The sequence below is a fragment of the Variovorax sp. VaC1 genome, from assembly GCF_043658315.1.
Lineage (GTDB): Bacteria > Pseudomonadota > Gammaproteobacteria > Burkholderiales > Burkholderiaceae_C > Variovorax.
Map to the genome: position 1 here is coordinate 215669 of NZ_JBIGLT010000006.1, position 23302 is coordinate 238970.

The 23302-nt window shown below is 67.5% G+C and carries 27 protein-coding genes; 4 read left to right on the plus strand and 23 right to left on the minus strand.

What is annotated here, in order from left to right; genetic code table 11:
* Positions 1-26 precede the first annotated feature (26 nt).
* The 3 genes from bamE to ACGLHS_RS23895 all read left to right on the plus strand — a co-directional run bounded on the left by bamE (position 27) and on the right by ACGLHS_RS23895 (position 1682).
* On the plus strand, positions 27-641 hold the full coding sequence (gene bamE, locus ACGLHS_RS23885; protein WP_394483828.1) for an outer membrane protein assembly factor BamE: 615 nt from the start codon (positions 27-29) through the stop codon (positions 639-641).
* 134 nt (positions 642-775) lie between these two features.
* Positions 776-1204, plus strand: a complete 429-nt coding sequence (locus tag ACGLHS_RS23890) for a CBS domain-containing protein (protein WP_093239099.1) — start codon at positions 776-778, stop codon at positions 1202-1204.
* A gap of 118 nt (positions 1205-1322) precedes the next feature.
* Positions 1323-1682 carry an HPF/RaiA family ribosome-associated protein gene (locus ACGLHS_RS23895; RefSeq protein ID WP_093239097.1) on the plus strand — a complete coding sequence of 120 codons (360 nt, stop codon included), beginning with the start codon at positions 1323-1325 and terminating at the stop codon, positions 1680-1682.
* Here ACGLHS_RS23895 and ACGLHS_RS23900 read toward each other — a convergent pair.
* The 12 genes from ACGLHS_RS23900 to ACGLHS_RS23955 form a co-directional block, all read right to left on the minus strand.
* The gene (locus ACGLHS_RS23900; protein WP_394483831.1) at positions 1669-2814 is read right to left on the minus strand and encodes an alpha/beta fold hydrolase; all 1146 of its coding nucleotides are present in this window, start codon (positions 2812-2814) and stop codon (positions 1669-1671) included. The two genes, ACGLHS_RS23895 and ACGLHS_RS23900, sit on opposite strands and share 14 nt — an antisense overlap.
* Positions 2811-3305 (minus strand): MerR family transcriptional regulator, encoded by a 495-nt coding sequence (locus ACGLHS_RS23905; protein ID WP_394484340.1) that lies wholly within the window; start codon positions 3303-3305, stop codon positions 2811-2813. Before ACGLHS_RS23905 ends, ACGLHS_RS23900 begins: the two co-directional genes overlap by 4 nt.
* Positions 3292-3720: a nuclear transport factor 2 family protein gene (locus ACGLHS_RS23910; protein WP_394483833.1), complete on the minus strand. Its 429-nt coding sequence runs from the start codon at positions 3718-3720 to the stop codon at positions 3292-3294. Before ACGLHS_RS23910 ends, ACGLHS_RS23905 begins: the two co-directional genes overlap by 14 nt.
* A gap of 114 nt (positions 3721-3834) precedes the next feature.
* Entirely contained in the window at positions 3835-4767 is a 933-nt protein-coding gene (locus ACGLHS_RS23915) for an SDR family NAD(P)-dependent oxidoreductase (protein ID WP_093239091.1), read from the minus strand.
* Positions 4768-4880: 113 nt separating this feature from the next.
* Positions 4881-5261: a response regulator transcription factor gene (locus ACGLHS_RS23920; protein WP_093239461.1), complete on the minus strand. Its 381-nt coding sequence runs from the start codon at positions 5259-5261 to the stop codon at positions 4881-4883.
* A 135-nt stretch (positions 5262-5396) separates the two neighbouring features.
* Positions 5397-6953, minus strand: coding sequence for a glutamate--cysteine ligase (gene gshA, locus ACGLHS_RS23925; protein WP_093239090.1), 1557 nt, complete (start codon positions 6951-6953; stop codon positions 5397-5399).
* 165 nt (positions 6954-7118) lie between these two features.
* Positions 7119-7436, minus strand: coding sequence for a putative quinol monooxygenase (locus ACGLHS_RS23930; protein ID WP_093239088.1), 318 nt, complete (start codon positions 7434-7436; stop codon positions 7119-7121).
* A 45-nt stretch (positions 7437-7481) separates the two neighbouring features.
* Positions 7482-8144 carry an alpha/beta hydrolase gene (locus tag ACGLHS_RS23935; protein WP_394483836.1) on the minus strand — a complete coding sequence of 221 codons (663 nt, stop codon included), beginning with the start codon at positions 8142-8144 and terminating at the stop codon, positions 7482-7484.
* 154 nt (positions 8145-8298) lie between these two features.
* The gene (locus ACGLHS_RS23940) at positions 8299-9291 is read right to left on the minus strand and encodes a Bug family tripartite tricarboxylate transporter substrate binding protein (protein WP_394483838.1); all 993 of its coding nucleotides are present in this window, start codon (positions 9289-9291) and stop codon (positions 8299-8301) included.
* 115 nt (positions 9292-9406) lie between these two features.
* Positions 9407-10579, minus strand: a complete 1173-nt coding sequence (locus ACGLHS_RS23945; RefSeq protein ID WP_394483840.1) for an FAD-dependent oxidoreductase — start codon at positions 10577-10579, stop codon at positions 9407-9409.
* Between the two features lie 11 nt (positions 10580-10590).
* Positions 10591-11526 (minus strand): tryptophan 2,3-dioxygenase, encoded by a 936-nt coding sequence (locus ACGLHS_RS23950; protein WP_394483842.1) that lies wholly within the window; start codon positions 11524-11526, stop codon positions 10591-10593.
* Positions 11527-11617: 91 nt separating this feature from the next.
* Positions 11618-12595, minus strand: a complete 978-nt coding sequence (locus ACGLHS_RS23955; protein ID WP_394483844.1) for an AraC family transcriptional regulator — start codon at positions 12593-12595, stop codon at positions 11618-11620.
* 113 nt (positions 12596-12708) lie between these two features.
* Here ACGLHS_RS23955 and ACGLHS_RS23960 point away from each other — a divergent pair, with 113 nt between their 5' ends.
* The gene (locus tag ACGLHS_RS23960; protein WP_394483846.1) at positions 12709-13185 is read left to right on the plus strand and encodes a Fur family transcriptional regulator; all 477 of its coding nucleotides are present in this window, start codon (positions 12709-12711) and stop codon (positions 13183-13185) included.
* A gap of 37 nt (positions 13186-13222) precedes the next feature.
* Here the strand turns inward: ACGLHS_RS23960 and zigA are convergent, their stop codons facing one another.
* The 11 genes from zigA to ACGLHS_RS24015 form a co-directional block, all read right to left on the minus strand.
* The gene (gene zigA, locus ACGLHS_RS23965; protein ID WP_394483848.1) at positions 13223-14416 is read right to left on the minus strand and encodes a zinc metallochaperone GTPase ZigA; all 1194 of its coding nucleotides are present in this window, start codon (positions 14414-14416) and stop codon (positions 13223-13225) included.
* A 102-nt stretch (positions 14417-14518) separates the two neighbouring features.
* Complete coding sequence (locus ACGLHS_RS23970; protein WP_093239079.1) at positions 14519-15085, minus strand: fatty acid desaturase CarF family protein; 567 nt, start codon at positions 15083-15085, stop codon at positions 14519-14521.
* A gap of 202 nt (positions 15086-15287) precedes the next feature.
* Positions 15288-15842, minus strand: coding sequence for a phosphonate degradation HD-domain oxygenase (locus ACGLHS_RS23975; protein ID WP_394483850.1), 555 nt, complete (start codon positions 15840-15842; stop codon positions 15288-15290).
* A gap of 9 nt (positions 15843-15851) precedes the next feature.
* On the minus strand, positions 15852-16655 hold the full coding sequence (gene phnE / locus ACGLHS_RS23980; protein WP_394483852.1) for a phosphonate ABC transporter, permease protein PhnE: 804 nt from the start codon (positions 16653-16655) through the stop codon (positions 15852-15854).
* 34 nt (positions 16656-16689) lie between these two features.
* Positions 16690-17634, minus strand: a complete 945-nt coding sequence (gene phnD / locus ACGLHS_RS23985; RefSeq protein ID WP_394483854.1) for a phosphonate ABC transporter substrate-binding protein — start codon at positions 17632-17634, stop codon at positions 16690-16692.
* Positions 17635-17695: 61 nt separating this feature from the next.
* Positions 17696-18577, minus strand: a complete 882-nt coding sequence (gene phnC / locus ACGLHS_RS23990) for a phosphonate ABC transporter ATP-binding protein (RefSeq protein ID WP_093239073.1) — start codon at positions 18575-18577, stop codon at positions 17696-17698.
* 100 nt (positions 18578-18677) lie between these two features.
* A complete protein-coding gene (locus ACGLHS_RS23995; RefSeq protein ID WP_394483856.1) occupies positions 18678-19832 on the minus strand; it encodes an alpha-D-ribose 1-methylphosphonate 5-triphosphate diphosphatase in 1155 nt (384 codons plus the stop codon).
* On the minus strand, positions 19829-20542 hold the full coding sequence (gene phnL, locus ACGLHS_RS24000; protein ID WP_394483858.1) for a phosphonate C-P lyase system protein PhnL: 714 nt from the start codon (positions 20540-20542) through the stop codon (positions 19829-19831). Before phnL ends, ACGLHS_RS23995 begins: the two co-directional genes overlap by 4 nt.
* Positions 20539-21327 (minus strand): phosphonate C-P lyase system protein PhnK, encoded by a 789-nt coding sequence (phnK, locus tag ACGLHS_RS24005; protein ID WP_394483860.1) that lies wholly within the window; start codon positions 21325-21327, stop codon positions 20539-20541. Before phnK ends, phnL begins: the two co-directional genes overlap by 4 nt.
* The gene (locus tag ACGLHS_RS24010; RefSeq protein ID WP_394483862.1) at positions 21324-22202 is read right to left on the minus strand and encodes an alpha-D-ribose 1-methylphosphonate 5-phosphate C-P-lyase PhnJ; all 879 of its coding nucleotides are present in this window, start codon (positions 22200-22202) and stop codon (positions 21324-21326) included. Before ACGLHS_RS24010 ends, phnK begins: the two co-directional genes overlap by 4 nt.
* Positions 22199-23302 (minus strand): carbon-phosphorus lyase complex subunit PhnI, encoded by a 1104-nt coding sequence (locus tag ACGLHS_RS24015; RefSeq protein WP_394483864.1) that lies wholly within the window; start codon positions 23300-23302, stop codon positions 22199-22201. The genes ACGLHS_RS24010 and ACGLHS_RS24015 overlap by 4 nt, the downstream gene beginning before the upstream one ends.

Consider the following 23302-nt stretch of genomic DNA (forward strand, 5'->3'; position numbering starts at 1 on the left):
TCAACAAAGACACCCGAGGGACATCCATGCTCAAGCGCCTTGCCGCTGCCGCCCTGCTGGCAGCCACCGCCCTGCCCGCCACCATCGTCCATGCCCAGCGGCCTTCGCCGCCGCCCGGCCCGATGCTCGACGGCTTCCTGTGCTGCAACATGCGGACCTACGGCGAGTCGATCAGCGACATCAACTACGACGAGCAGGGCACTCGCATCGTCGCGGTCGGCACGCCGGCGCGCATCACGGGCTACGACTTCCGCTGGTTCAGCCTCGACCTCGGCGGCAAGCCCCAGCGCATCAAGAACGACTACAGCCGCAACATCACGCTGCCCGAATTCGCGCAGCGCTACGTGGTGACCACCGACCCCAAGCAGAAGATGGCGGCGTTTGCGCCCGCGGTCCGCGACGCGATCCTGGCCGCGAAGGTGATGCCCGGCATGACGCGCGAGCAGGTGCTGATGGCCATCGGCTATCCGGTGGCCAGCGAGAACCCCAGCCTCGACGCGCCCACGTGGCGCTACTGGCGTGACAGCTGGTCGGAGTTCCAGGTCAACTTCGACGACAAGGGCCTCGTGAAGACGGTGGTCGGCGACGCGGTGGCGCTCAGCCGCGTGCTGGCCGCATCGGCAGCACCGGCGCAGCCTTAAGTTCTCGCACGGCGCACACGCGCAATCCCCTAGAGGGTTTTGCATCGCGAGGGGCCATCGCGCCCCTATCATTTGACCGAGTGCGGCGCACGCGCGTCGGTGTGAATCGAAACTTTATTCATGGAGTTACCGCGATGAAACCCGTCTCCGAACTGCTCAAGCGTCACGATTCCGCGGCCTGGCGCACCTCGCCCGATTCCAGCGTGTTCGACGCGCTGGCCACGCTGGCCCACTTCGAGGTGGGCGCGCTGATGGTGATGGACGGCGAAAAGCTGGTGGGCTTTCTTTCCGAGCGCGACTACACCCGCAAGGTGGCGCTGCAGGGCAAGAATTCGAAGGAGATGAAGGTCTCGGAGATCATGACGCCCGACGTGATGACCGTCACCCCGCAGACCCGCACGCGCGCCTGCATGACGCTGATGAGCCAGCGCAAGTTCCGCCACCTGCCGGTGGTGGACGGCGACAAGGTGGTGGGCATGATTTCCATCCAGGACTTGATGGACGACATCATCTCGGACCACGAGGCGACCATCGAACAGTTGACCACGTACATCCAGAGCTGATCAAGCCCGGCGAATTGCGGACCCTGCCCGGCTCGTGGGTAGGTAAAAGGCCTACGGACACCGGGGCGCTTCAGGGCGCACAGTGGGCACTCGTTCATCCATCCAGCAGGGACATTGCATGCAGATTCAGGTCAACACGAGCAACGGCATCGAGAACAAGGACACGCTGGAACGCTGGGCCGACACGGAGATCAAGCAGCATCTGAGCCGTTTCATCGAAGACGTGACGCGCGTCGAAGTGCATCTGAGCGACGAGAACCACGACAAGGCCGGCGGCGGCGACAAGCGCTGCGTGATGGAAGCCCGCCTTGCACACCACCAGCCCCTGGCCGTGACGCAGCACGCCAACACGCTCGACGAGGCCTTTCGCGGCGCGGCCGACAAGCTCAAGCGCCTGCTCGACAGCACGCTGGGACGCCTGAACAACCACCGCGACCGCGGCTCGATCCGCAAGGACGCGGGCTTTACCGCCGAGTAGCCTCTTTGCGCAGAAAGCCGAGCAGCAGGCGGCTCACCTCGCCGGGCTGCTCCTGCTGCACCCAGTGGCCCGCGCCTTCGATGAGGTGCACGCCGCGCATCCGCGTGCAGGCCGTGGCCTGCATCGCCTCGAAATCCCCGGGCTTCTGGTAGATGCCCCAGTCGCTGCGGCCCGCAATGAAGCACGAGGGCACGTCGATCGTGCGGCCCGACCAGGCCTGCATCTCGGCGGTGTAGCGGCCGCTGGTGCCGCAGCGATACCACTGCAGCCCGCCCTGAAAGCCGGTGCGCGCGTACTCGGCGGCGTAGGTGGCCAGTTCGTCGTCGGGCAGCCAGCGGCAGGCGGCGATCTGTTCGGGCGACGGCATTTCCTCGGCCACGGTCTCGGCCATGGTCCGGTCGGCGCGCATCACGTAGTAGCTCGGCAGGCGGGCCAGTTCGGCGCCGCTCATCGCGGCCAGCCTGAATGGCTGGTTGCCGGGCCAGTCGGCGCTCTTGTGGTGGTAGTAGGCGCGCAGGAAGGCGTGCAGGCCTTGCGGTGCGTGCTGCATGTGGCCATTGGCCTCGCGCGTCGAGTAGTACCACTGGTAGTGCTGGCGCGGCGGCTGCAGCGCCGCGAGGCCGTCGAGCAACTGCCGCGTGGCCTCGGCCAGCCCGGCCGTTGCAGCTGGCGGCGGACCGCCGAAGGGCGCGCTCATCAGCACGACCGAGCGAAACACGTCGGGTCGCGTCAGCGCGCACCACGCCGCCACCGGCGAACCGAAGTCATGGCCTACCACGGCGGCCACCGAGTCATGCCCCAGCACAGCCAGCAGCCCGAGCGCATCGCGCACGAGGTTGAGCAGGCGGAACTCGTCGAGCCCTGCGTCGTAGCCCTGCTGCCAGCCGGTGGTGCGGCCATAGCCACGCTGGTCGGGCGCGACCACGTGATAGCCCGCCTCGGCCAGCGGCAGCATCACCTTGCGCCAGCTGTAGGCCAGCTCCGGAAAGCCGTGCAGCAACAGCACGCAGGGCCGGCCCGGTGCCTCGAAGCCGGCTTCGAGCACGTGCATCGACAGGCCGTTGCCGTTGTCGACCTGGCGCGAACGGATGTCCACGGGCAGCGGCAAGGGAGCGAGGGTGGTGTCGGTCATCGGGCTTTCCCCTTGCGTCTGTTCGGCGGCTTGAGGCTCGGCGTCTCGGCGGGAATGAGCGGCGGCCGGTGGCCGCTTGCGATCCACGCGTCGTAGAAATCGATCTTGCGGTCGACCAGCGACAGTGCCCTCTTCCATTCGGCGATGGTCTCGGTCACGCGCGCGCGATGCGCCGCGAGCAGATCGCGCCGCTCGCGCAGCGTGACCTTGCCCTGCACCGCCAGCGCCGTGTATTCGCGCATCTCGGCGATCGACATGCCGGTGCGGCGCAGCCGCTCCATCAGGTCGAGCCAGCCCACGTGCAGTTCGCCATAAAGACGCCGGCCACCATCGTCGCGCGCCACGCCGGGCACCAGGCCCTGCGTCTCGTACCAGCGGATGGCGTGCACCGTGCGGCCGGTGCGCATGGCCAGTTCACCGATGTGGAAAGGCGTGCCTTTCGCCGATGCGGGTGCCGCCACCGGCGCGGCGAGCGGCTCAGTGGCCGGCATGGGCCACGGCCGAAGGCGCATCGAGCGCCTCCTGCACCAGTGCGGTATCGAAGTACTCCGTCAGCTCTTTCACCTGGCCTCCTTCGAGTCGGTAGATGTAGCAGTAGCGGTTGTTGTAGCGCTTGCCGGCCTTGGTGGGCACGTCGCCGCTGAAGAGCACGACCACGCGGTCGCCTTCGGCAATGATGCGCTCGGTCTTGCTCACGTAGGGGCCCGCGAACTGCGCGAAGAGCGGCTTCAGCAGCTCTTCGCGGATCGCCTTCTTGCCCGCATAGGTGCGCGACCACGGCGTGGTGCCTTCCAGTGTCCAGCAGGCGTCATCGGCCAGGCTGTCGACGAAGACCTGGCCGTTGCCCTTGTCCAGCTCGGCATGGATGCGCTGAACCAGGGCCTTGTTGTCGATGGTGGTGTTCATGGCGTGATTTCCTCGATGAATGATGGAACCGGGAAGCCCGGAAAATTCATTGGAAATGCTCGAGTGCACTCGAGGTCAAGCGCCACGAACGGCGCCATGAACGGCGCCGTGCGCTCAGCCCTTGCGGGCGCCCGCTCCGGCCTTCGCCTTGGCGACCTCGTTGCCTCCTTGTGCGGCACCGCTTTGCGGCACGGCCTCCCCATCGCGCGAAGTCACTTCGGCCAGCCGTTCGGCCAACTGCTCGGGCACGTCTGGGCCGATGCCCAGCCACGCGCCCTGCGTCAGCGTGATGTGGGCGGCTTCGAACACGCCGGCGCCGGCGCACAGCACGGTGCGGTTGGGTGCGTCCTGTGAGGCCAGCACCAGCATGGCGGGCACCACGGCCTCGGGCTGGAAGGCTTCGAGCATGTCCTTGGGAAACAGGTCCTCGGTCATGCGGGTGGCGGCGGTGGGCGCCAGGCAGTTCACGCGGATGTCGTTCTTGGCGCCTTCGATGCTCAGCGTCTGCATCAGGCCCACCAGCGCCAGCTTGGCGGCGCCGTAGTTGCTCTGGCCGAAGTTGCCGTACAGGCCGGTGGACGAGGTGGTCATCACGATGCGGCCGTACTTCTGCTCGTTCATGAGCGCCCAAACGGCCTTGGTGCAGTTCACGGCGCCCATCAGGTGCACGTCGACCACGAGCTGAAAGTCGGCCAGCTCCATCTTGGCGAAGCTCTTGTCGCGCAGGATGCCGGCGTTGTTCACGAGGATGTCGACGCGGCCCCAGGCATCCACCGCCTGCTTGACCATGGCCTGCACGGCCGCGAAATCGGTGACCGACGCGCCGTTGGCAATGGCTTCGCCGCCAGCGGCCTTGATCTCGTCGACCACCGCCTGCGCGGCGCTGACCGAGCCACCGGAGCCGTCGCGCGCGCCACCCAGATCGTTGACCACCACCTTGGCGCCGCGCGCCGCCAGGGCCAGCGCATGCTGGCGGCCCAGGCCGCCGCCCGCGCCGGTCACGATGGCCACGCGGCCCTTGAAGTCAATGCTGTTGCTGCTGCTCATGGTGTCTCTGTCGCTTTCCTTGGGAGTTGCCGGTATTCGGTTGCCGCACAGCGGCAGCGTGGCGTTTTACCCCAGAAAGACACCCCGGCGCAGTCACCCGCGCGCGGCCCCAGTCACTCGTGCGACGAACGGACCAGGTCGCAATAGGCCACGAGCTGGTCGAGCTCGGCCGATTTGTCGAAGAAGGCATCGGCGCCCAGCTGTTCGGAGCGCTGGCGCATGTCGGCGGTGGCGTAGTTGCTGAGCACCACCACCTTCTGGTGCGGTGCGCGGTTGCGGCACGCGTGGATCACGCCGAGCCCGTTGCCGCGCTTGAGGAACAGGTCGACGATGGTCATGTCCCAGTCGTCGCGGTGCAGGCCCAGCCAGGTGATGGCTTCGTCTTCGGTGCTGGCCGAAGCGACGACCTCCGCGTCGGCCACGTCCTCCAGAAAACCGACGAGGTTCTCACGGATCACGGGGCTGTCCTCCACCAGGTAGGCCTTGAAAGTCATGGCGACCTCGCCGGGTCGGAGCTTGCGCAATGCATGGATGCCATCCTCGCAGCCCCGGCGGCGCGTGCGGTGGGCCATACAGGTCAAACCCTGTAGGCCATCGGCCCCCGCCGCTGTCCGCCGTTGGATGTCGAGCTAGGCAGCGACGGCCATGCGGCCGCGCGCCATGCCCAGGCGCGCGGGCGAGACGTACTGCTCGCGGTAGATCTCGAAGGGCAGCGTGTCGGCCGCCTCGATGCGCTTTTGCTCCTGGATCGACTCGGCCGTCATCTGCTCGAACTCGGCCTGTTGCGCGGCCGAGAACGGCAGGCCCAGCAAGGTGGCGCGAGTCTGTTCGGACTGGGCCCGCACGAAACCGACGAAGGAGTTGCCGTGCTGCTGCTCGATGGCCGCGAGCACGCGTGCCGAAGGCAGGCTGTCGGGGTTCTGCAGCGCGGCCCTGGCGGCGTGCACCGCCTCGGTGTGCTGCGTGCCACCGTGGGCGGCATCGAGCGCGGCGGCGATGGGCAGGCATTGCTCTACCAGCTCGAGGCCCCAGTCGGCCAGCACCACTTCGCTGCCGCCACGCGCAAGGCGCAGGCCCGGCTCGCGGCCGCGCGCGGCCGTCAGGTGCTGGTTGCGGGCGAGGTCGGCAATTTCTTGCGGCGTGTCGTCGGGGCTGTCGCTCAGCAGGCAGTGCAGCAGGAACACGTCGATGAAGCGCATGGTCTGCGCGTTGATGCCGACGGTCTCGAAGGGGTCGAGGTCCATCAGCCGCACTTCGACGTATTCGACGCCGCGCTCGCGCAGCGCATGCAGCGGGCGCTCGCCGGGGTTGATCACGCGCTTGGGGCGGATGGTGCCGTAGAACTCGTTCTCGATCTGCAACAGGCTGGTGCCGAGCTGGTTGTAGTCGCCGCCCAGGTTGCGGATGCCGATGGCTTCGTAGGCTGGCCACGGGCGCGTGAGCGCGTCCTGCAGCGAGGCGCCGTAGCCGTCGAGGCTGTTGTAGCTCACGGCCAGCGAGGCCTGCGCGTCGCTCTGGTAGCCCAGGCGGCCCATGCGCAGCGAGGTGCCGTGCGGCATGAACATGCTGCCGTCGCCCAGCGGCTGCAGCTCGTGCGGGCGGCCCGCGACAAAGCTCGAACACAGCGCCGGCGAAGCACCGAACAAATACAGCAGCAGGAAGGCGTGGCGGCGGAAGTTGCGGATCAGCGCAAAGTACTGCTCGCTCGACACGTCGGGCAGCGACCAGTTGTAGTGAATGCCCGAGATGGTCTGCATGCGGCGGCCATAGCGGTGGCTCAGGCCCATGCGGTAGACGCTCTTGGCGCGACCCACGTTCGACGAGCCATAGCGGCCGATCGGAATGGTTTCGTCGGTCGGCAGGCCGCAGGGCATGCTCGACACCCAGAGGCGCTCGTCGCCCAGCTGGTCGAGCACGCGGTAGGTGAACTGGTGCACCCGGGTCAGCTCTTCGAGCGCCGATTCGACGCCCGCGTGCACGCCCGTGATGAGTTCGAGCTGCGATTCGCTGAAGTCGGTCGTGATGTGCGGATGCGTGAGCGCGGCGCCCAGCGCTAGCGGATGCGGCGTCAGCGCGAGCTTGCCGTCCGGCAGCGCGCGCAGGCTTTCCTTCTCGATCCCTCGGCGCATGCCCTGGAGGCGTGCGGCTGAGAGTGCACCCAACCTCTCCTGCAATCTGTTGCTCATATTGTTATCACCCATCAATCTTCTGAGGGGCTGGAAGGTAGCACGGGTGCGCGGGCACTGCTCGTGCAGGGAATCCCGGGGTTGGCTACCCTGTGATGCGCTACTTTTTTAATAGCAAACAACAGCAGCGGCATGGTCGTTGACCGGTTGTTCGGCGAACGCGATTCAGCCCTTGGCGCGGCCCGCCGACAGGTCGATCTCGTCCGACTGGTAGACGTGGATCTCCGGCGTGCCGTCGGCCATGGCCGCGAGCGCCTTGCCGAAGGCGCGCGAGGCATCGACGCGAAAGTGGGCCTGCAGCGTGGCCATGTCGCTCCAGCGCTCCACGAAGGTCAGGCGCAGCGGGTCTTGCACGTCGGTCGTGACTTCGTGCGAGATGCAGCCGGGCTCGGCGCGCGAGCGCAGCACGTGCTCCACGCTGATGGCCAGCATCGCCTGCAGGGTGTCGGGCTTGGCGAGGGCGTGTCCGATGACCAGGATCATTTCGTTGTCTCCTTTTCTCTCGTGGGCCTGCGCGAGGGGGCCTGTTCAGCCCAGCACGCGCAGCAGGAAGCGGTTCAGGTCGGCAATTTCTTCCATGCAGACCGAATGCGCCATCGTGTACTCGTGCCACTCGACGGTGTAACCCAATGCTGCGAGCGCATCGCGCGACTGGAGCGCCCTGGCAATGGGCACCATCGGGTCTTGCCGGCCGTGGCCGAGGAACACCGGCGTGTCGTGGTTGGCCGCATGGCGCTCGGCCGCGGTGCTGGCCGCCAGCGGCAACCAGCCCGACATGCCGACGATGCCCGCCAGGCGCTCGGTGTGGCGCAGGCCGGTCAGCAGCGCCATCGCGCAGCCCTGGGAAAAGCCCGCCACCACGATCCGGTCGGCGGCAATGCCTCGGGCCTTTTCGTTGGCGATCACCGCCTCGATGGTGGCCTGGGAGCGGCGCAGGCCGGCCGCGTCTTCCTGCACGTTGAAATCGGCCGCCGCGATGTCGAACCACGCCGGCATCTGGTAGCCGCCATTCAGCGTGACGGGGATCACCGGCGCATTGGGAAACACGAAGCGCACCGGGCCCACGCCCGACAGGTCGAGCTCATTGGCGATCGGCACGAAGTCGTTGCCGTCGGCGCCAAGGCCGTGCATCACGATCACCGTGGCGGTGGGGTTGGGGGCGGTTTCGATTTCGATGGGGGGACGGGACATGGTCGGGCAAAGGTATTCAAAGACGCGAATGGCCAGACCTTAGCGCATTCGGGCTGCCCCACCCAGGAAGGCCCCGAAACCACAAGCCCGCCGCGACGGCCATACCAAGGCCTTCGCCAGAGCACCGGCCGGCCGGTTCGGTCGTTGCCGAAAGTTACTCGGCCTTGATGCCGACCGCCTTCACGATCTGCGCGTAGCGCGCGTACTCGGCGTTCACCTGCGTCTGGAACTGGCGCTGCGGATGGCCGGTGGCCTCGATGCCCTGCAGCGCGAGTTCGGCGCGGGCGGCCGGCGCCTGAACGATGCGCCCGGCTTCGGCCGCGATGGCATCGAGCACCGGCTGCGGCGTGCGCGCCGGCGCGAACAGGCCGAACCACGTGCCCGAGCGGTAGCCCGCGTAGCTCTCGCCCACGGTCGGCACTTCGGGCAACAGGGCATGGCGCTTTTCGCCGCTGGTGCCCAATGCCACCAGCCGGCCGCTGCGGATGTGCGGCAACGCTGGGCCCACGGCAATGAACATCACGTCGACCTGCCCCGCGATCACGTCCTGCATGCCGAGCGGCCCGCCCCGGTACGGGATGTGGGTGACGTAGATGCCCGTCTTCTGCTTGAGCAGCTCCATGCTGAGCTGCTGCGGGCTGCCGTTGCCGGCCGAGGCGTAGTTCAGGTGGCCGGGATGCGCCTTGGCCGCGCGGACGAAGTCGGTCACGGTGCGAAAGCCCGTCTTCGGGTTGGCCACCAGCACGAAGTCGATCTGCCCGAGCGACACCACCGGCACGAGGTCGCGCCGCGCGTCGTAGGGCAAGCCGGCCTGGATGTTGGGAAGAATGGTGATCGGCCCGTCGGCGCCCACCAGCAGCGAATAGCCGTCGGGCTGCGCCTTGGCCAGCCCATCGGCCGCCAGGATGCCCGCCGCCCCGGCGCGGTTGTCGACCACCACCGGCTGCTTCCACTGCTCCGACAGGCGCTGCGCGAGGTAGCGCGCCAGCACGTCGGGCGAGCTGCCCGGCGTGTTGGCGACCGTGATGTGCACGGGCTTCGACGGATAGCTTCCCGCCTGCTGCTGTTGCTGCGCCTGCGCGCCCATGGCCAGCAAGGCACCGGCCCACAGTGCAAGGAAGGGTTTCAGCAGGGAATGGGCACGCATGGAAGGAAGACTCTCGGTTGCGGAAGGCAAAGCGCGCGATTCTGTCGCGCACCCGCCTCTGCGCAAACGACGTATTCGTCAGATGCTTAGCTGCATCCGGGCATATGCAGGCCCGTCAAACCGGCGGCGCGCGCAGCGCATCGAGTTCGCGATAGAAGGCATCGACCTGCTGCTGGGCCATCTCCCGCATCGCCATGTTGCGGCGCGCGCAACTCTCGGCGTCTTCCACCGCACCCGCCTCGCCGACCTTGCGCGAGGCGTCCTGAACGAACCGGCACATGGGATAGCGGCGCTCACCGAAGGCCTTCAGCACCTGCTCGCTGATACCGTCCGCCGCAAGCATTCCGGCGAGCACCACGGCATCTTCGACCGCCATCGCGCCGCCCTGCCCCATGAACGGCGTCGAGGCGTGCGCCGCATCGCCGATCAGCAGCACGCGGCCCGCGTGCCATGGCAAGGGCGCCTGCACTTCCTCGACCGCCGTGTAGAGCACTTCCGAATCCGCCGAGAGCTGATCGAGAAACTGCCGTGCCGGGCCACCGAATTCCGCGAACCGCTCGCGCATCAGCGCGGGCCATTGCGCCCGTGGATACCAGCGGTCGGCCGGTTCACTCACCGTGCCGAAGATGTAGAGCCTGTCGTCGCTGATCGGCATGATGCCCAGCCGCTTGCCGATGCCCATCATCATGATCTTCGCGTCCAGCGTGCGCGGGCGGTCGTGCACGCTGCGCCACACGCCGAAGCCGGTGTAGCGCGGCGCCACGGGTCCGGTCACGGCCTCGCGGACCTGCGAGCGGATGCCATCCGCGCCGATGATCAGGTCGAAGTGCTGCGTCGATCCGTCGGACAGCGTGACCTGTGCGTGATCGCTTCCGGCGGGCGAATGGATCTTCTCCACCGTCGTCGCCAGCCGGATTTCGACACCGAGCGCACCGAGCCGGCCAGCAAGGATGCGATGCATCTCCGCACGCTTGATGCCGAGGATCGGCACCGCGCCGCCGTGCGAGCGCGGATAGAACACATCGACGATCGGCGCGCCGTGGTGGTCGAGGTACACGTTGCGCCCGTCCGCGATGCCGAAACCCGCATCGAGGATCTGCGGCAGCACCCCGACGCTGCGCAACGCCTCCAGCCCGTTGCTGTAGATGAAGATGCCCGAGCTCTGGAAGCGCCACTCGGCCTGCTTCTCGATCAACGTGACGTGCATGCCCTTGTCGGCCAGCGCGATGGCCGCGGCACAACCCGCGATGCCGGCGCCGACGATCAGCACCCTGTTTGTAGTGGTCATGAACGGGCGCCTCAGAGTTGCGTGCGAACAGACCACAGCTCGGGAAAGAACCGGTGATCGACCACGCTGCGCAGCCACCCCACGCCGGCCGAGCCGCCCGTGCCCGGCTTGAAGCCGAGGATGCGCTCGACCGACACGAAGTGCCGCCAGCGGTATTGCGAGAACACGTCGGCAATGTCCATCAGCGCCTCGCCGAGCCGGTAGAGATCGTTCTCCGGCGTCGGGTCGCCGTACACCCACAGCCACGCGGCCTCGACGCCCGGGTTCACCACATAGGGCGCCGACCAGTCGCGCGACAACGCCTCGGGCGGCACCGCGATGTCGCGGCGGTGCAGCAGCGCGAGCACGTCGTCGTACAGGCTCGGCGAGTTCAGCGCCTTTTCCATGTAGGGCCACACGTCGGGGTTGTTCGCATGCGCGCGTGCCAGCGGCACCGACTTGTTGCCCAGCACGAACTCCACATGCCGGTACATGTACGACTGCTGGCCCGAGGCAATGCCCAGCGTGTTGCGGAACTGGTTGAACTCGTGCGGCGTGATGGTCGAGAGCACGTCCCAGGTCTTGCCCAGAAACTCCAGCAGCGCGCGCACCCGCGGCACCAGCTGCAGCGCACCGGCCACGTCGTCGACGCGGATGCGCATCTGCATGTTCACCAGCTCGTAGTGCAGCGCCTTGAAGGTCAGTTCCTTGCAATGCGTGATGCACATGAAGACCATCTCGTCGTGGCCTTCGCTGCGCATGTGCTGGATGCTCAGCAGCAGGTCGTTGCGCTGGTGCTCCAGGTAAGGGTTGCTGCGGCCCTCGAACTGCAGCAGCGGCTCGCCGTCGGTGTTCTTCACCGTGGCTTCGCGCTGCTGGTTGTCGCCGGTCGCGATCGGCTTCACGAGGGAATTTTCGAGCGCCGGGTTGCGGACTTCGGGAATGACTCTTTGGCGTTGGATGGGCATGCGCCGATTGTTCGGTGCACCTGCAGGCGGCTCAACCTCCGGCACGCCGGATTTGGGCACCATTCGTCCGGCGCGACAGGCCGGGCCCGAATCAGCCGGACGCGGGCCCGCCGTGCTGGCGGGCGTAGGCGCTGGGCGTCATGCCGGTCCAGCGCTGGAAGGCGCGCGAGAACGCCTTTTCTGATGCATAGCCCACGGCCTCGGCCACCTGGTGCAGGCTCAGTTGCCGGTTCTTGAGCTTCTCGGCCGCCAGCGTCATGCGCCAGGAGCCCAGGTAATGCATGGGCGTCACGCCCACCAGCGCACGGAAGCGCTCGCTGAAGATGGTGCGCGAAAGGTAGCTGGCCTGCGCCAGCGTCGCCACCGACCACGGATGCCCCGGCCGCTCGTGCATCAGCGACATCGCGCGGGCGATGCTCTCGTCGTCCAGCCCGCGCAGCCGGCCGGTCTGCTGCGCCTGCCGATCCTGGGGCTGGGCATAGAGGTGCTCGCAGAGGATGTGCACCAGCAGCAGGTCGGCCATGCGCGCCGCCGACAGTTGCCAGCCCGGCCGCTGCGCAATGGTCGCGTTCACCAGGGACTCCATGGTCTGCGCGAGCGATGCGGTGGTGGCAATCTGCGCCTGCCGCAGCACGATCAGCGGCGGCAGGCTGCCGATGATGGAGCCCAGGCCTTCCGCCGGCATCCAGAGGTGCAGCGAGAACAGCTCGGTCGCCGGGCCACCGCCGCCATGCGAAAACACGATCGGGTGGTCGCCGTGCCGGCCGACCAAATGGGCCGCGATCAGGTCGCGAAAGGGTTCGGCTTCAAGCCCCGGCGCGGACGACACCGTGTGGGCGCTGCCCTGCGGCAGCATCGCGATGTCGTGCGGCGCAATGACCACCGGCTCGGCACCGTCCACCGCGATCCAGTACGGCGCGCCGGTGCACATGCGGATCAGCGGGCCATCGACCCCGGTCGAGTGCAGCGCCCAGGGAGCGGTCAGCGAAAAGCGGGCCGTGACCGCCCGCTCGGACTTGTACGTCGCAAGCACGTGGCTGAGTACGTCGCCGCCCCGCTCTGTGTCCATGCTGTCCGTGCCGCCCGGTGATCTCGATGCGGGCGATTATCTGGCATGGCAGGCGGGCGATTTTTCGCGGATTTGCACAACAGGCCCGGGGATGCAACACAATGTCGTTTCGCATGAAGACCACGAACCCGCACCCGAAGCCCCCGCTCGCCGCCGCTGCATTCGACAGCGAATCCCTGTTGCGCGACAGCGGCCTGCGCGTGACACGCGCCGCCCAGACGGTGCTCGAACTGCTCGAACACAACTCCCAGCCCCTGACGCACGAGGAAGTGGCCGCCGCCTACACCGCCGCCGCCGGCGAGGCGCCCGACCGGGTGACCATCTACCGCGTGCTCGACCGGCTGGTCGAAGCCGGCCTGTGCGACCGCCGCGTGGGCCTCGACCGGGTCAACCGCTTCTCTCGCCACGTGGAAGCCGCCTCGGGCAACACCTTCGAATGCGACCAGTGCCACAAGGTGCTGGCGCTGCCTTCGGACCCCGAACTGCCCAAGGTGATGGGCCGGCTGGGGAAGGCGCTGCGCAAGCAGGGCATCGACACCCGTCACACGGCGCTGACGCTGCACGGCACCTGCGGCGACTGCGCCCGATAGGCACTCGGGCCCTCGGGCTTCGCGCACAGGTAGCGGCCTATGCGTTCCAGGACGGGAAGGGGTCCGAAAAGTTCTGCCACCACGAAGCTCCGAAGCGCATTTCGTTTTCAGTGAGCAGGCAGGCATCGAATTTCGCGCGAAGGTCGGCTTCGTCCATGCCGATGCCGATCAGCACCAGCTCCTGCCGGGCGTCGCCGGTGGCCGGGTCCCAGTTCTTGCGGATCATCTCGAGCGCCTCGGGGTCGGTCGGCCAGTGTTCGCGCGGCACCGCCGCCCACCAGAAGCCCGCCGCGCCATAACGGCAGGCGCCACCGGCCTGCGACCATGAGCCCGCCCGCGTGGCGCGGCTGGCAAGCCAGAAGAAGCCCTTGGAGCGCACCACGCCCTCCCATTCGGTTTGCACCAGCTTCCAGAAGCGCGTCGGGTGGAACGGCAGCCGCGAGCGGTAGACAAAGCTGCGGATGCCGTAGGTTTCGCTCTCGGGTGCGTGCTCGCCGCGCATTTCGGCCAGCCAGCCCGGCGCCTGCTCGGCCTGCTCGAAATCGAACAGGCCGGTGTCGAGCACGCGGTCGAGCGCCACGCGGCCGAACTCCGACACCTCGATGCGGGCACGCGGGTTCAGGCTGTGCAGGATCGCCATCAGGCGCTCGCGCTCTTCGAGCGTCACCAGGTCGGTCTTGTTGACCACCAGCACGTCGCAGAACTCGACCTGCTCGATCAAGAGGTCGACTACCGTGCGCGTGTCCTCGTCGCCGAGCGACTGGCCGCGTGCCCCCAGGCTGTCGGCCGAGCCGTAGTCGCGCAGGAAATTGAAGGCGTCGACCACCGTCACCATGGTGTCGAGCCGGGCCACGTCGGCCAGGCTCTTGCCGTCTTCACCGGCGAAGGTGAAGGTCTCGGCCACCGGAAGCGGCTCCGAAATGCCGGTGGACTCGATCACCAACTGGTCGAAGCGCCCTTCCTTGGCGAGCCGCCCGACCTCGATCAGCAGGTCTTCGCGCAAGGTACAGCAGATGCAGCCGTTGCTCATCTCGACCAGCTTCTCGTCGGTGCGCGACAGCTCGGCGCCACCGTCGCGCACCAGCGCGGCGTCGATGTTGACCTCGCTCATGTCGTTGACGATCACCGCCACGCGGCGCCCCTCCCGGTTGTGGAGGATGTGGTTCAGCAGCGTGGTCTTGCCGGCGCCGAGAAAACCGGACAGCACTGTAACGGGGAGACGGGCGGTCATCGTGGCGAACTCCATATATGCAACAGTATTGCATTATATGAATCATCGCAACCATGTTGCATTTCAGTCCGAACAACCGGCCCGGATCTCCCCTTTTCAGCCTCAGGCGGCCCGCGCAATCGCCTTCACGGAAATGTCGGGCTTGCGCTTGCAGCCCAGCGTCTTTTCGATCACGTACTCCACGCCCTTCCAGAAATTGATTTCTTCCAGCAACGGGTTGAGAAAGTTGGTGATCGAGCAGTAGTGCGAGTTCTTCTGCCCCGCGTGGTGCTGCGCATGGTGGCGCTGCGTCTGCAGCAGCCTGAGTTTTTGCAGCATCGTGATCAACCGGCCGTTTTCGTGCGGCGCGCGGTGCGCCCACTTGTGGACCTGGTTCGCATTGATGCTCACTGCCGTGAAGAGCCACACCTTCCAGGTCAGCGCCTTGAGCCACCAGGCCCCCATCAGCACCAGCGCACCGGTGAGCACCAGGTCCCACGAACTGGCCCACCAGCCGCGCAGCACGAAGGCCCGGGGCCGCACGTGGTGCTCGATGTTGGCCTCGCCGATCCATTTGCCCACCACGGGCGTTTCCTTGCGGACGTAGGCGTCTTCCGCCCAATGCACGAGACCACTGATGAAGTCGGCCAGAAGAACCACACCGACGAACTGGAACACAAGATCTCTCATACAAGCGACGCGGGAGCGTCATGGACTTTCCGGAGTTGAACACGCATGCCCTGGAGCGGGTTCGCACAAGGGCGAGGGCATTGTTTCCGGGCCGCGGGTTTTCGCGGTGTCGTGCTTGCGCAGTATCTTTCCGTGATGCCTGATGTGCCTTGCGGCGCTACTTCGGCGCGCGCGACGGCGCACTGCGGCTCATCTGCCGCACCTACAGCGCGACCTGCGCCATCTTCTGCAGATAGTGCGCCAGCGGCGGCGTCACCCTGCCCTTCACCTTGGCCAGGTCGTCGTAGCGGCGCACGCGCAGCGACTCTTCGGCGAACGGCAGGCGCATGAAAGCCTCGGCTTCTTCCTGCGTATGGCGCCCGCCCTGCAGCTCGAGGCTGTGTTGCGAAGCCGGCGACAGCGTGGCCAAGTAACCCGCATCGAGCGTGCACAGGCAGCGCTTCGCATCCACATGCAGGCGGATCGGCGCCAGCACGCCGGGCGGAAACACCCCGTGCAGGAAAGGCAGCGCGATGTACTGGTGCAGGTCGTCGCGCGCCCGTGGCGTCGCGGTTTCTTCCTGCGCGTTCTCGGGCGCGAGCAGATGGCCGAGGTCGTGCAGCAGCGCCGCCACCACGGTCTCGGTGCTCTCGCCCGCTTCTTCCGCCAGCGCCGCGCACTGCAGCGCGTGGTCGAGCTGGCTCACGGCTTCGCGGCCGTATTGCTGCTGGCCAGGTCCGGCCAGCAGCTGTGCGATGTCATTGAGGGTCAGAGCCATGCCGCGCGCCTAGACCAGCACCTTGCGGATGCGCGCCGACACCAGGTCGATGGCGCTCACGCTCACCACGATGATGATCATCACCGCGCAGGTTTCGGCGTACTGGAAGCCGCGAATGATCTCCCACAGCACCACGCCTATGCCGCCCGCGCCCACCATGCCCACCACCGACGCCGAGCGCACGTTCGACTCGAAACGGTACAGCGCATACGAGATCCACAGCGGCATCACCTGCGGCAGCACGCCGTACACGATCTCGTGCAGCGCGCTCGCGCCAGTGGAGCGGATGCCCTCGACCGGCTGCGGATCGATCGCCTCCACCGCTTCGGCAAAGAGCTTGGCCAGCACGCCCGTCGTGTGCACCCAGAGCGCCAGCACGCCGGCGAAGGGCCCCAGGCCCACGGCCACCACGAACAGCATCGCGAACACCATCTCGTTGATGGCCCGGCAGCTGTCCATCAGCCGGCGCATCGGCTGGTAGACCCACCACGGCACGATGTTGGCCGAGGCCAACAACGCCAGCGGCACCGCCGTCAGCACCGCCAGCGCCGTGCCCCACAGCGCGATCTGCAGCGTGACCACCATCTCCTGCAGGTACATGCGCCACTGCGTGAAGTTGGGCGGAAAGAACTCGGCGGCGTAGGTCGCCATGTTGCCGCTGTCCCGGATCAGGTCGAGCGGCCGCATGTCGGCCCCCTTCCACGAGGCGAGCAGCAGCACCAGCAGCACCGCCCACGAAAGCTGCCACGCCAGGTTGCGCTTGGGAACCGCGGTGGCAAGCGGCGGGCGGGTCATCGGAATCGCCGAGGGCATGGCGTTCGGTCGGTGGTGCTGCTGCGGCGTGCGCTCAGTTCAGCGCGGCCAGCTTCTTGTCGATGTCGGCCAGGCGCGTCTTCTTGTCGGCGTCGCTCAGCACGGTGTCTGCTTCGATCTTGGTGCGCTGGCCGAACAGGTCGAGCTGGCGAATCGGCACCAGTTGCTTGTCGCTCGACTCCTTGAAGCCCGAGAGCTTGGAGATCTTCATGACGATCTCTTTCTCGCGCGCATCGGTCTTGGCGTAGTTGAAAAAGAAGTTCTTCAGCTTCGTCTTGGTGGCTTCGGGCAGGTCCTTGCGCATGACCAGCGGGTCGAGCGGGATCAGCGGCGAGGTCCAGACGATCTTGATGTCCTTGAACTTCTCCGGAAAGCGCTCCTTGACCTTCTCCAGGTTCTCGCTGTTGTTGGTCGCCACGTCGACCTGCTTGTTGGCCACTGCCAGCGCGTTGGTTTCGTGGTTGGCGCTGCGCGTGACCTTGAACGCGGTCTTGGCATCGACCTTGTTCTGCGCAAAGACGTAGAAGCCGGGCACGAGGTAGCCCGAGGTGGAGTTCGGGTCGCCGTTGCCGAAGCTCAGGCTCTTGGCGTTCTTCAGCACGTCGTCGAGTGTGTTGAGCGGGCTTTCGCGGTTGACGATCAGGTGCGAGTAGTAGCCCTGCGTGCCGTCGGCATTGACCATCTGCGCAAACACTTCGCCGCTGGCGCGGTCCACGGCTTCCATGGCCGACTTGTTGCCGAACCAGCCGAGCTGCACCTTATTGAAGCGCATGGCTTCGATGATGCCGGCGTAGTCGGGTGCAAAGAAGGCCGTGACCTTCAGGCCGGTCTGCCGGCTCATGTCGTCGATCAGCGGCTGCCAGTCGCCCTTGAGGTTCTGCGTCGCCTCTGTCGAGATGATGCCGAAGTTGATGTCCTGCGCGAACGCGCCGACCATGCCCAGGCCGAGGACCATGGCTGCGCAGAGTTTCTTGATCATGGATGACTCCAAAAAGGGGAAGGAAAAAAGAGGAAGGAAACGTCGTAAAGACGCGTGCGGTTCAGGCGGCCTTTGCCGGGCGCGTCGCCCAGGACACCACGGCGGGCTGCGGCAGCACGTGCACGCTCGCGCCCTCAGCTGCAACAGGCCCCGTCGGCCCCGCCGGCCGCAGAAGCTCTTCGGCCTGCACGCCATACAGCGCATGCAGCAGCTCAGGCGTGAGCGCGGACGAAGGCCCGTCGAACACCACCTGGCCCTGGTTCAGCGCCACCACGCGCGGGCAGTACTTCATGGCGATGTCGACCTGGTGCAGCGACACGACCACGGTGCAGCCGTCTTCGCGATTGATGCGCGCCAGGATCTCCATGACCTTGCGCGACGATTCCGGGTCCAGCGATGCGATCGGCTCGTCGGCCAGCACCACCTTGGCGCCCTGCACCAGCGTGCGCGCGATGGCGGCGCGCTGCTGCTGGCCGCCCGACAGCGTGGACGCGCGCTGCGCATGGCAATCGGCAATGCCCACGCGCGCCAGCGCATCGAGGGCCAGTGCGCGCTCCTGCGCATTGAAGATCCGCATCCAGCTGCGCCACCACGGCATGCGGTGCAGCGAGCCCACCAGCACATTGACCAGCACCGGCAGCCGCGCGACGAGATTGAACTGCTGGAACACGAAGCCGACCTGCGAGCGCACCTGGCGGATGTCGCGGTGGATGCGGCCGCCCTGCTGCACGCAACGCCCGTCGATTTCCACCAGCGACTGCGTCGCGCCATCGGCCGCCACCAGCCCCGCGATGTGCCGCAGCAGCGTCGACTTGCCCGAGCCCGAGGCGCCGATCAGCGCCACCATCTCGCCGCGCGCCACGTCGAGGTTGATGTCGCGCAATGCATGCCGCCCGTTGGCGAAGTGCTTGTTGAGCTGGCGGATGTGAAGGAGAGTGTTCATGTGGCTGGGCCTCAAGTCGTCTAGACAAATGCAGTCTCGCCAACCGGTATGACGCGGCGGCGACACTTCCGCGACGCCCGCATGTCACGCGGATTTCAGATCAGATGACGCGACGCCCCTCGCGCCACACGCCGCGCACCAGCGGATGCCGCGCGCCATCGGACAAGGTGCACATGCGCACCTGCACCAGGTCCGCGCGCAGGCCGGGCGCGAGCGCGCCGCGGTCGTGGAGCCGCGCGGCGCGTGCCGGCGTGCGCGTCACCATGGTCACGGCCTGCGGCAGCGTGGCGAGCCCGTCGTCCACCAGCCGCATCGCCGCGCCCAGCAGGCTGCTCGGCACGTAGTCGGATGAGAGGATGTCGAGCAGCCCGTCGCGCGCCAGGTCGGCCGCCGCCACGTTGCCCGAATGCGAGCCGCCGCGCATCACGTTCGGCCCGCCCATCACATTCGCCAGGCCGTGGGCACGCGCCGCGCGCGCGGCCGCCATCGTGGTCGGAAACTCCGACATGCTCGCGCCCTCGGCGTGGGCCTGCTCCACATGCGCCACCGTGGTGTCGTCGTGGCTTGCGAGCGCAATGCCATGCGTGCGGCAGTAGTCGACGAAGTGCCGGCGATGCGGCTGCGCGTACTCGGTCTGCAGCCTGCCCGACTCGGCCACGCGCAGCTCGAACTTGCTGTCGCTCCAGCCCTTCTTGCCGGTGTAGTAGACGCGCGCCAGCTCGATGTTCTCCCACTGCCGCTGGCCCGGCGTGTGGTCCATCAGCGAGATCAGCGACACGCGTGCGTGCCCGCGAAAGGGCTCGAACAGCTCGATGGTGTTGGGCGCGGGCAGCTCGCAGCGCACGTGCAGGTGATGGTCGGCGCGCAGCACGTCCTGCGCGGCGCAGGCGTCGAGCATCGACAGCGTCGAGCCCCAGGTGCTGCCGCGCAGGCTCTCGGGGTCGGCCTCGCCCACGCCGAGCGCATCGAACACCGTGGTGATGCCTGCGGCGGCCACTTCGGCGTCGTGCGCCAGCAGCGCGGGCAACGGGTTCCAGTGCACCTTGGGCCGTGGCATCAGGTGGCGCTCGAAGTTGTCGGTGTGGATCTCCACCAGGCCGGGCAGCAGGTAGTCGCCGTCCAGGTCGATCGTGCCTTCGGCGCTCGGGCCACCGTGAATGGCGTCGATGCGGCCACCAACCACCGACAGCGACCCCGACACCACCTCGCTCGGCAGCACCATGCGTGCGTTCGAGAACACCATGCCCGCGCTCATGACTGGCTCCTGAATTCGCCGACGTTGACGCGGCGCGTGGCCACCGCCGCGCCCACCTCGGCATCGTGAAAGATCCCGACCGTGGCGGCGCCGCGCGCCGTGGCCTCGCGGATCAGCGCGATGACCGTGTCGGTGTTGGCCGCGTCCAGCGATGCGGTGGGTTCGTCCAGCAACAGCAGCGGCTTCGGCTTGATCATGTTGCGGGCGATGTTGATGCGCTGCTGCTCGCCGCCCGAAAAGGTGGCGGGCGGCAGGTGCCACAGGCGCTCGGGGATGCGCAGGCGCGTGAGCCAGCGGCGCGCCTCTTCGCGCGCGGCCTCGATGCCGGCGGGGTCGTCACCGGCGTCTTCGGCCAGCGGCTCGGCCACCACGTCGAGCGCCGGCACGCGCGGAATCACGCGCAGGAACTGGCTCACGTAGCCGAGGGTGTCGCGGCGCAGGCGCACCAGCTCGCGCGGCGTGACCTGCGTCACGTCGACCGGGCCGTCTTGCGACTGCACGGTGATGCGGCCTTCGCTCGCGCGGTAGTTGGCGTAGATGAGCTTGAGCAGCGTGCTCTTGCCCAGGCCCGAGGCACCGTCGAGCACCACGCATTCGCCGGCGGACACGCTCAGCTCGACCTGATCGAACACCGACAGCTCGAGCTGGTTCTGGTGGTGCAGCGTGAAGCGCTTGGCCACGCCCTGGATGCAAAGCAAAGGGGTCGTCATGGGGTCAGTACCGAAGAAACGAGCAGTTGGGTGTAGGCGTGCTGCGGGTCGTCCAGCACCTGGTCGGTAAGGCCCGACTCGACCACGCGGCCGTGCTGCATCACGACCATGCGGTGCGCGAGCAGCCGCGCCACGGCCAGGTCGTGCGTGACCACGATGGCGGCCAGCTGCATCTCCCGCGTGAGCTGGCGCAGCAGGTCGAGCAGGCGCGCCTGCACCGACACGTCGAGGCCCGAGGTGGGCTCGTCCATGAACATCAGGCGCGGCTGCGTCACGAGGTTGCGCGCGATCTGCAGGCGCTGGCGCATGCCGCCCGAGAAGGTGCGGGGCGCGTCGTCGATGCGCTGCGGATCGATCTCCACGCGCTGCAGCCATTCGGCGGCGGCGGCGCGCAGGCGGCCGTAGTGGCGCTCGCCCAGGCCCATGAGCCGTTCGCCGACGTTGGCACCGGCCGACACGTCCATGCGCAGGCCATCGGCCGGGTTCTGGTGCACGAAGCCCCAGTCGGTGCGGGCCAGCAGGCGCTGCTGGGCCTCGGTCATCGCGAAGACGTCCTGCAGCCCGCCGCCGCGCACCTGGAACTCGACGCTGCCCGCATCGGGCTTGTCGCGTGCGGCAATCGCGTTGAGCAAGGTCGACTTGCCGGAGCCCGACTCGCCGACCACCGCCAGCACCTCGCCGGGCCAGAGATCGAAAGACGCGTCGTGCAGCGCCACGCGGTCGCCGTAGCGCTTGCCGATGCCGCGCACGCGCAGCAGGGGAGGATGGGAAAGTGCGGCGTTCATGCGGGGACCTGTTGTTCTTCAGGCGCGGCCTGTTCGGTCGATGCCTGCTGGCGCGACTGGCAGTAGTCGGAGTCCGAGCACACATGCATGCGCGAGCCCCGGTCGTCGGTGATGATTTCGTCGAGAAAGCTGTCGGTCGCGCCGCACAGCGCGCAGGGTTCGTCCCAGCGCTGCACCTCGAACGGGTGGTCTTCGAAGCCGAGGCTTTCGACCGGCGTGTACGGCGGCAGCGCGTAGATGCGCTTTTCGCGGCCGGCGCCGAAGAGCTGCAGCGCGGGGTTCATGTGCAGCTTGGGGTTGTCGAACTTCGGGATCGGCGACGGCGACATCACATAGCGGCCGTTGACCAGCACCGGGTAGTCGTAGGTGGTGGCGATGTGGCCGTAGCGCGCGATGTCCTCGTACAGCTTCACGTGCATCAGGCCGTACTCGGCCAGCGCGTGCAGCGTGCGCGTGGTGGTCTCGCGCGGCTCCAGGCGCTGCATCGGCTCGGGCACCGGCACCTGGTAGACCAGCACCTGCCCTTCGGCCAGCGGCGTTTCGGGGATGCGGTGGCGCGTCTGGATCAGGGTGGCATCGGTGGTGCGCGTGGTGGTTTCCACGCCCGTGGTGCGCTGGAAGAAGCGGCGGATGTTGACCGCGTTGACGGTGTCGTCCGAGCCCTGGTCGATGACCTTGAGCACGTCCTTCGGCCCGATCACGGCGGCCGTGACCTGGATGCCGCCGGTGCCCCAGCCATAGGGCAACGGCATCTCGCGCGAACCGAAGGGCACCTGGTAGCCGGGAATGGCCACCGCCTTCAGGATGGCGCGGCGGATCATGCGCTTGGTGCGCTCGTCGAGGTAGGCAAAGTTGTAGCTGATGGCGGTGGTCATGGCTGTTCTCCCGTGGCTTCCTCGTTCTTGCCGGAGGTCGCGCGCATCTTTCGCACCAGTTCGAGTTCGGACTGGAAGTCGACGTAGTGCGGCAGCTTCAGGTGCTGCACGAAGCCCGAGGCTTCGAGGCTGTCGCTGTGCGAGAGCACGAACTCCTGCATCTGCGCGGGCGCTTCAACCGGCTCGCCCAGTTCTTCGGCACGCAGCGCGCGGTCGACCAGGCTCATCGCCATGGCCTTGCGTTCGCTGTGCCCGAAGGCCAGGCCGTAGCCGCGCGTGAACTGCGGCGGCTCGGTCTTGCTGCCGGCGAACTGGTTCACCATTTCGCATTCGGTGAGCTCCATGTCGCCGATGGAGATGGTGAAGGGCAGCTCTTCGGGCGCCAGTTCCAGCTCGACGGTGCCCACGCGGATCTCGCCGACGAAGGGATGGCTGTGCGAGTAGCCGCGCTGCGTCGAATAGGCCATGGCCAGCAGAAAGCCTTCGTCGCCACGCACCAGGTTCTGCAGGCGCGTGGCGCGGTCGGCCGGAAAACGCAGCGGCGTGCGCGTGAGGTCCACGGGTGCCGGGTCGCCGGGCGGCACCTCGTGGGTTTCGATCAGGCCTTCGTGGTTCAGCAGGTCGACCACGCGCGGCGTGACGGTGGGTGCGGCCGCGCCTTCGCGCGCTTCGGCCTGCTGCGACGGCTGGGCATTCGCCAGCAGCGTGAAGTCGAGCAGGCGCTGCGTGTAGTCGTAGGTCGCGCCCAGCACCTGCCCGCCCGGCAGGTCCTTGAAGGTGGCAGAGATGCGGCGGTCGAGCTGCATGCGCGCGGTGTCGAGCGCAACGCTGGTGCCCAGGCGCGGCAGCGTGGCGCGGTAGGCGCGCAGCAGGAAGATGGCTTCGACCATGTCGCCCGACGCCTGCTTGATGGCAAGCGCGGCCAGCTCGGGGTCGTACACCGAGCCTTCGGTCATCACGCGATCGACCGCGAGCTTGAGCTGCCCGCGGATCTGCGACACCGACAGCTCGGGCGTGCCCGCGTCGCCGCGGCGTTGTTCGGCCAGCAGTTCGTAGCTGCTGAGGATGGCGGCTTCACCGCCCTTGACGGCAACGTACAT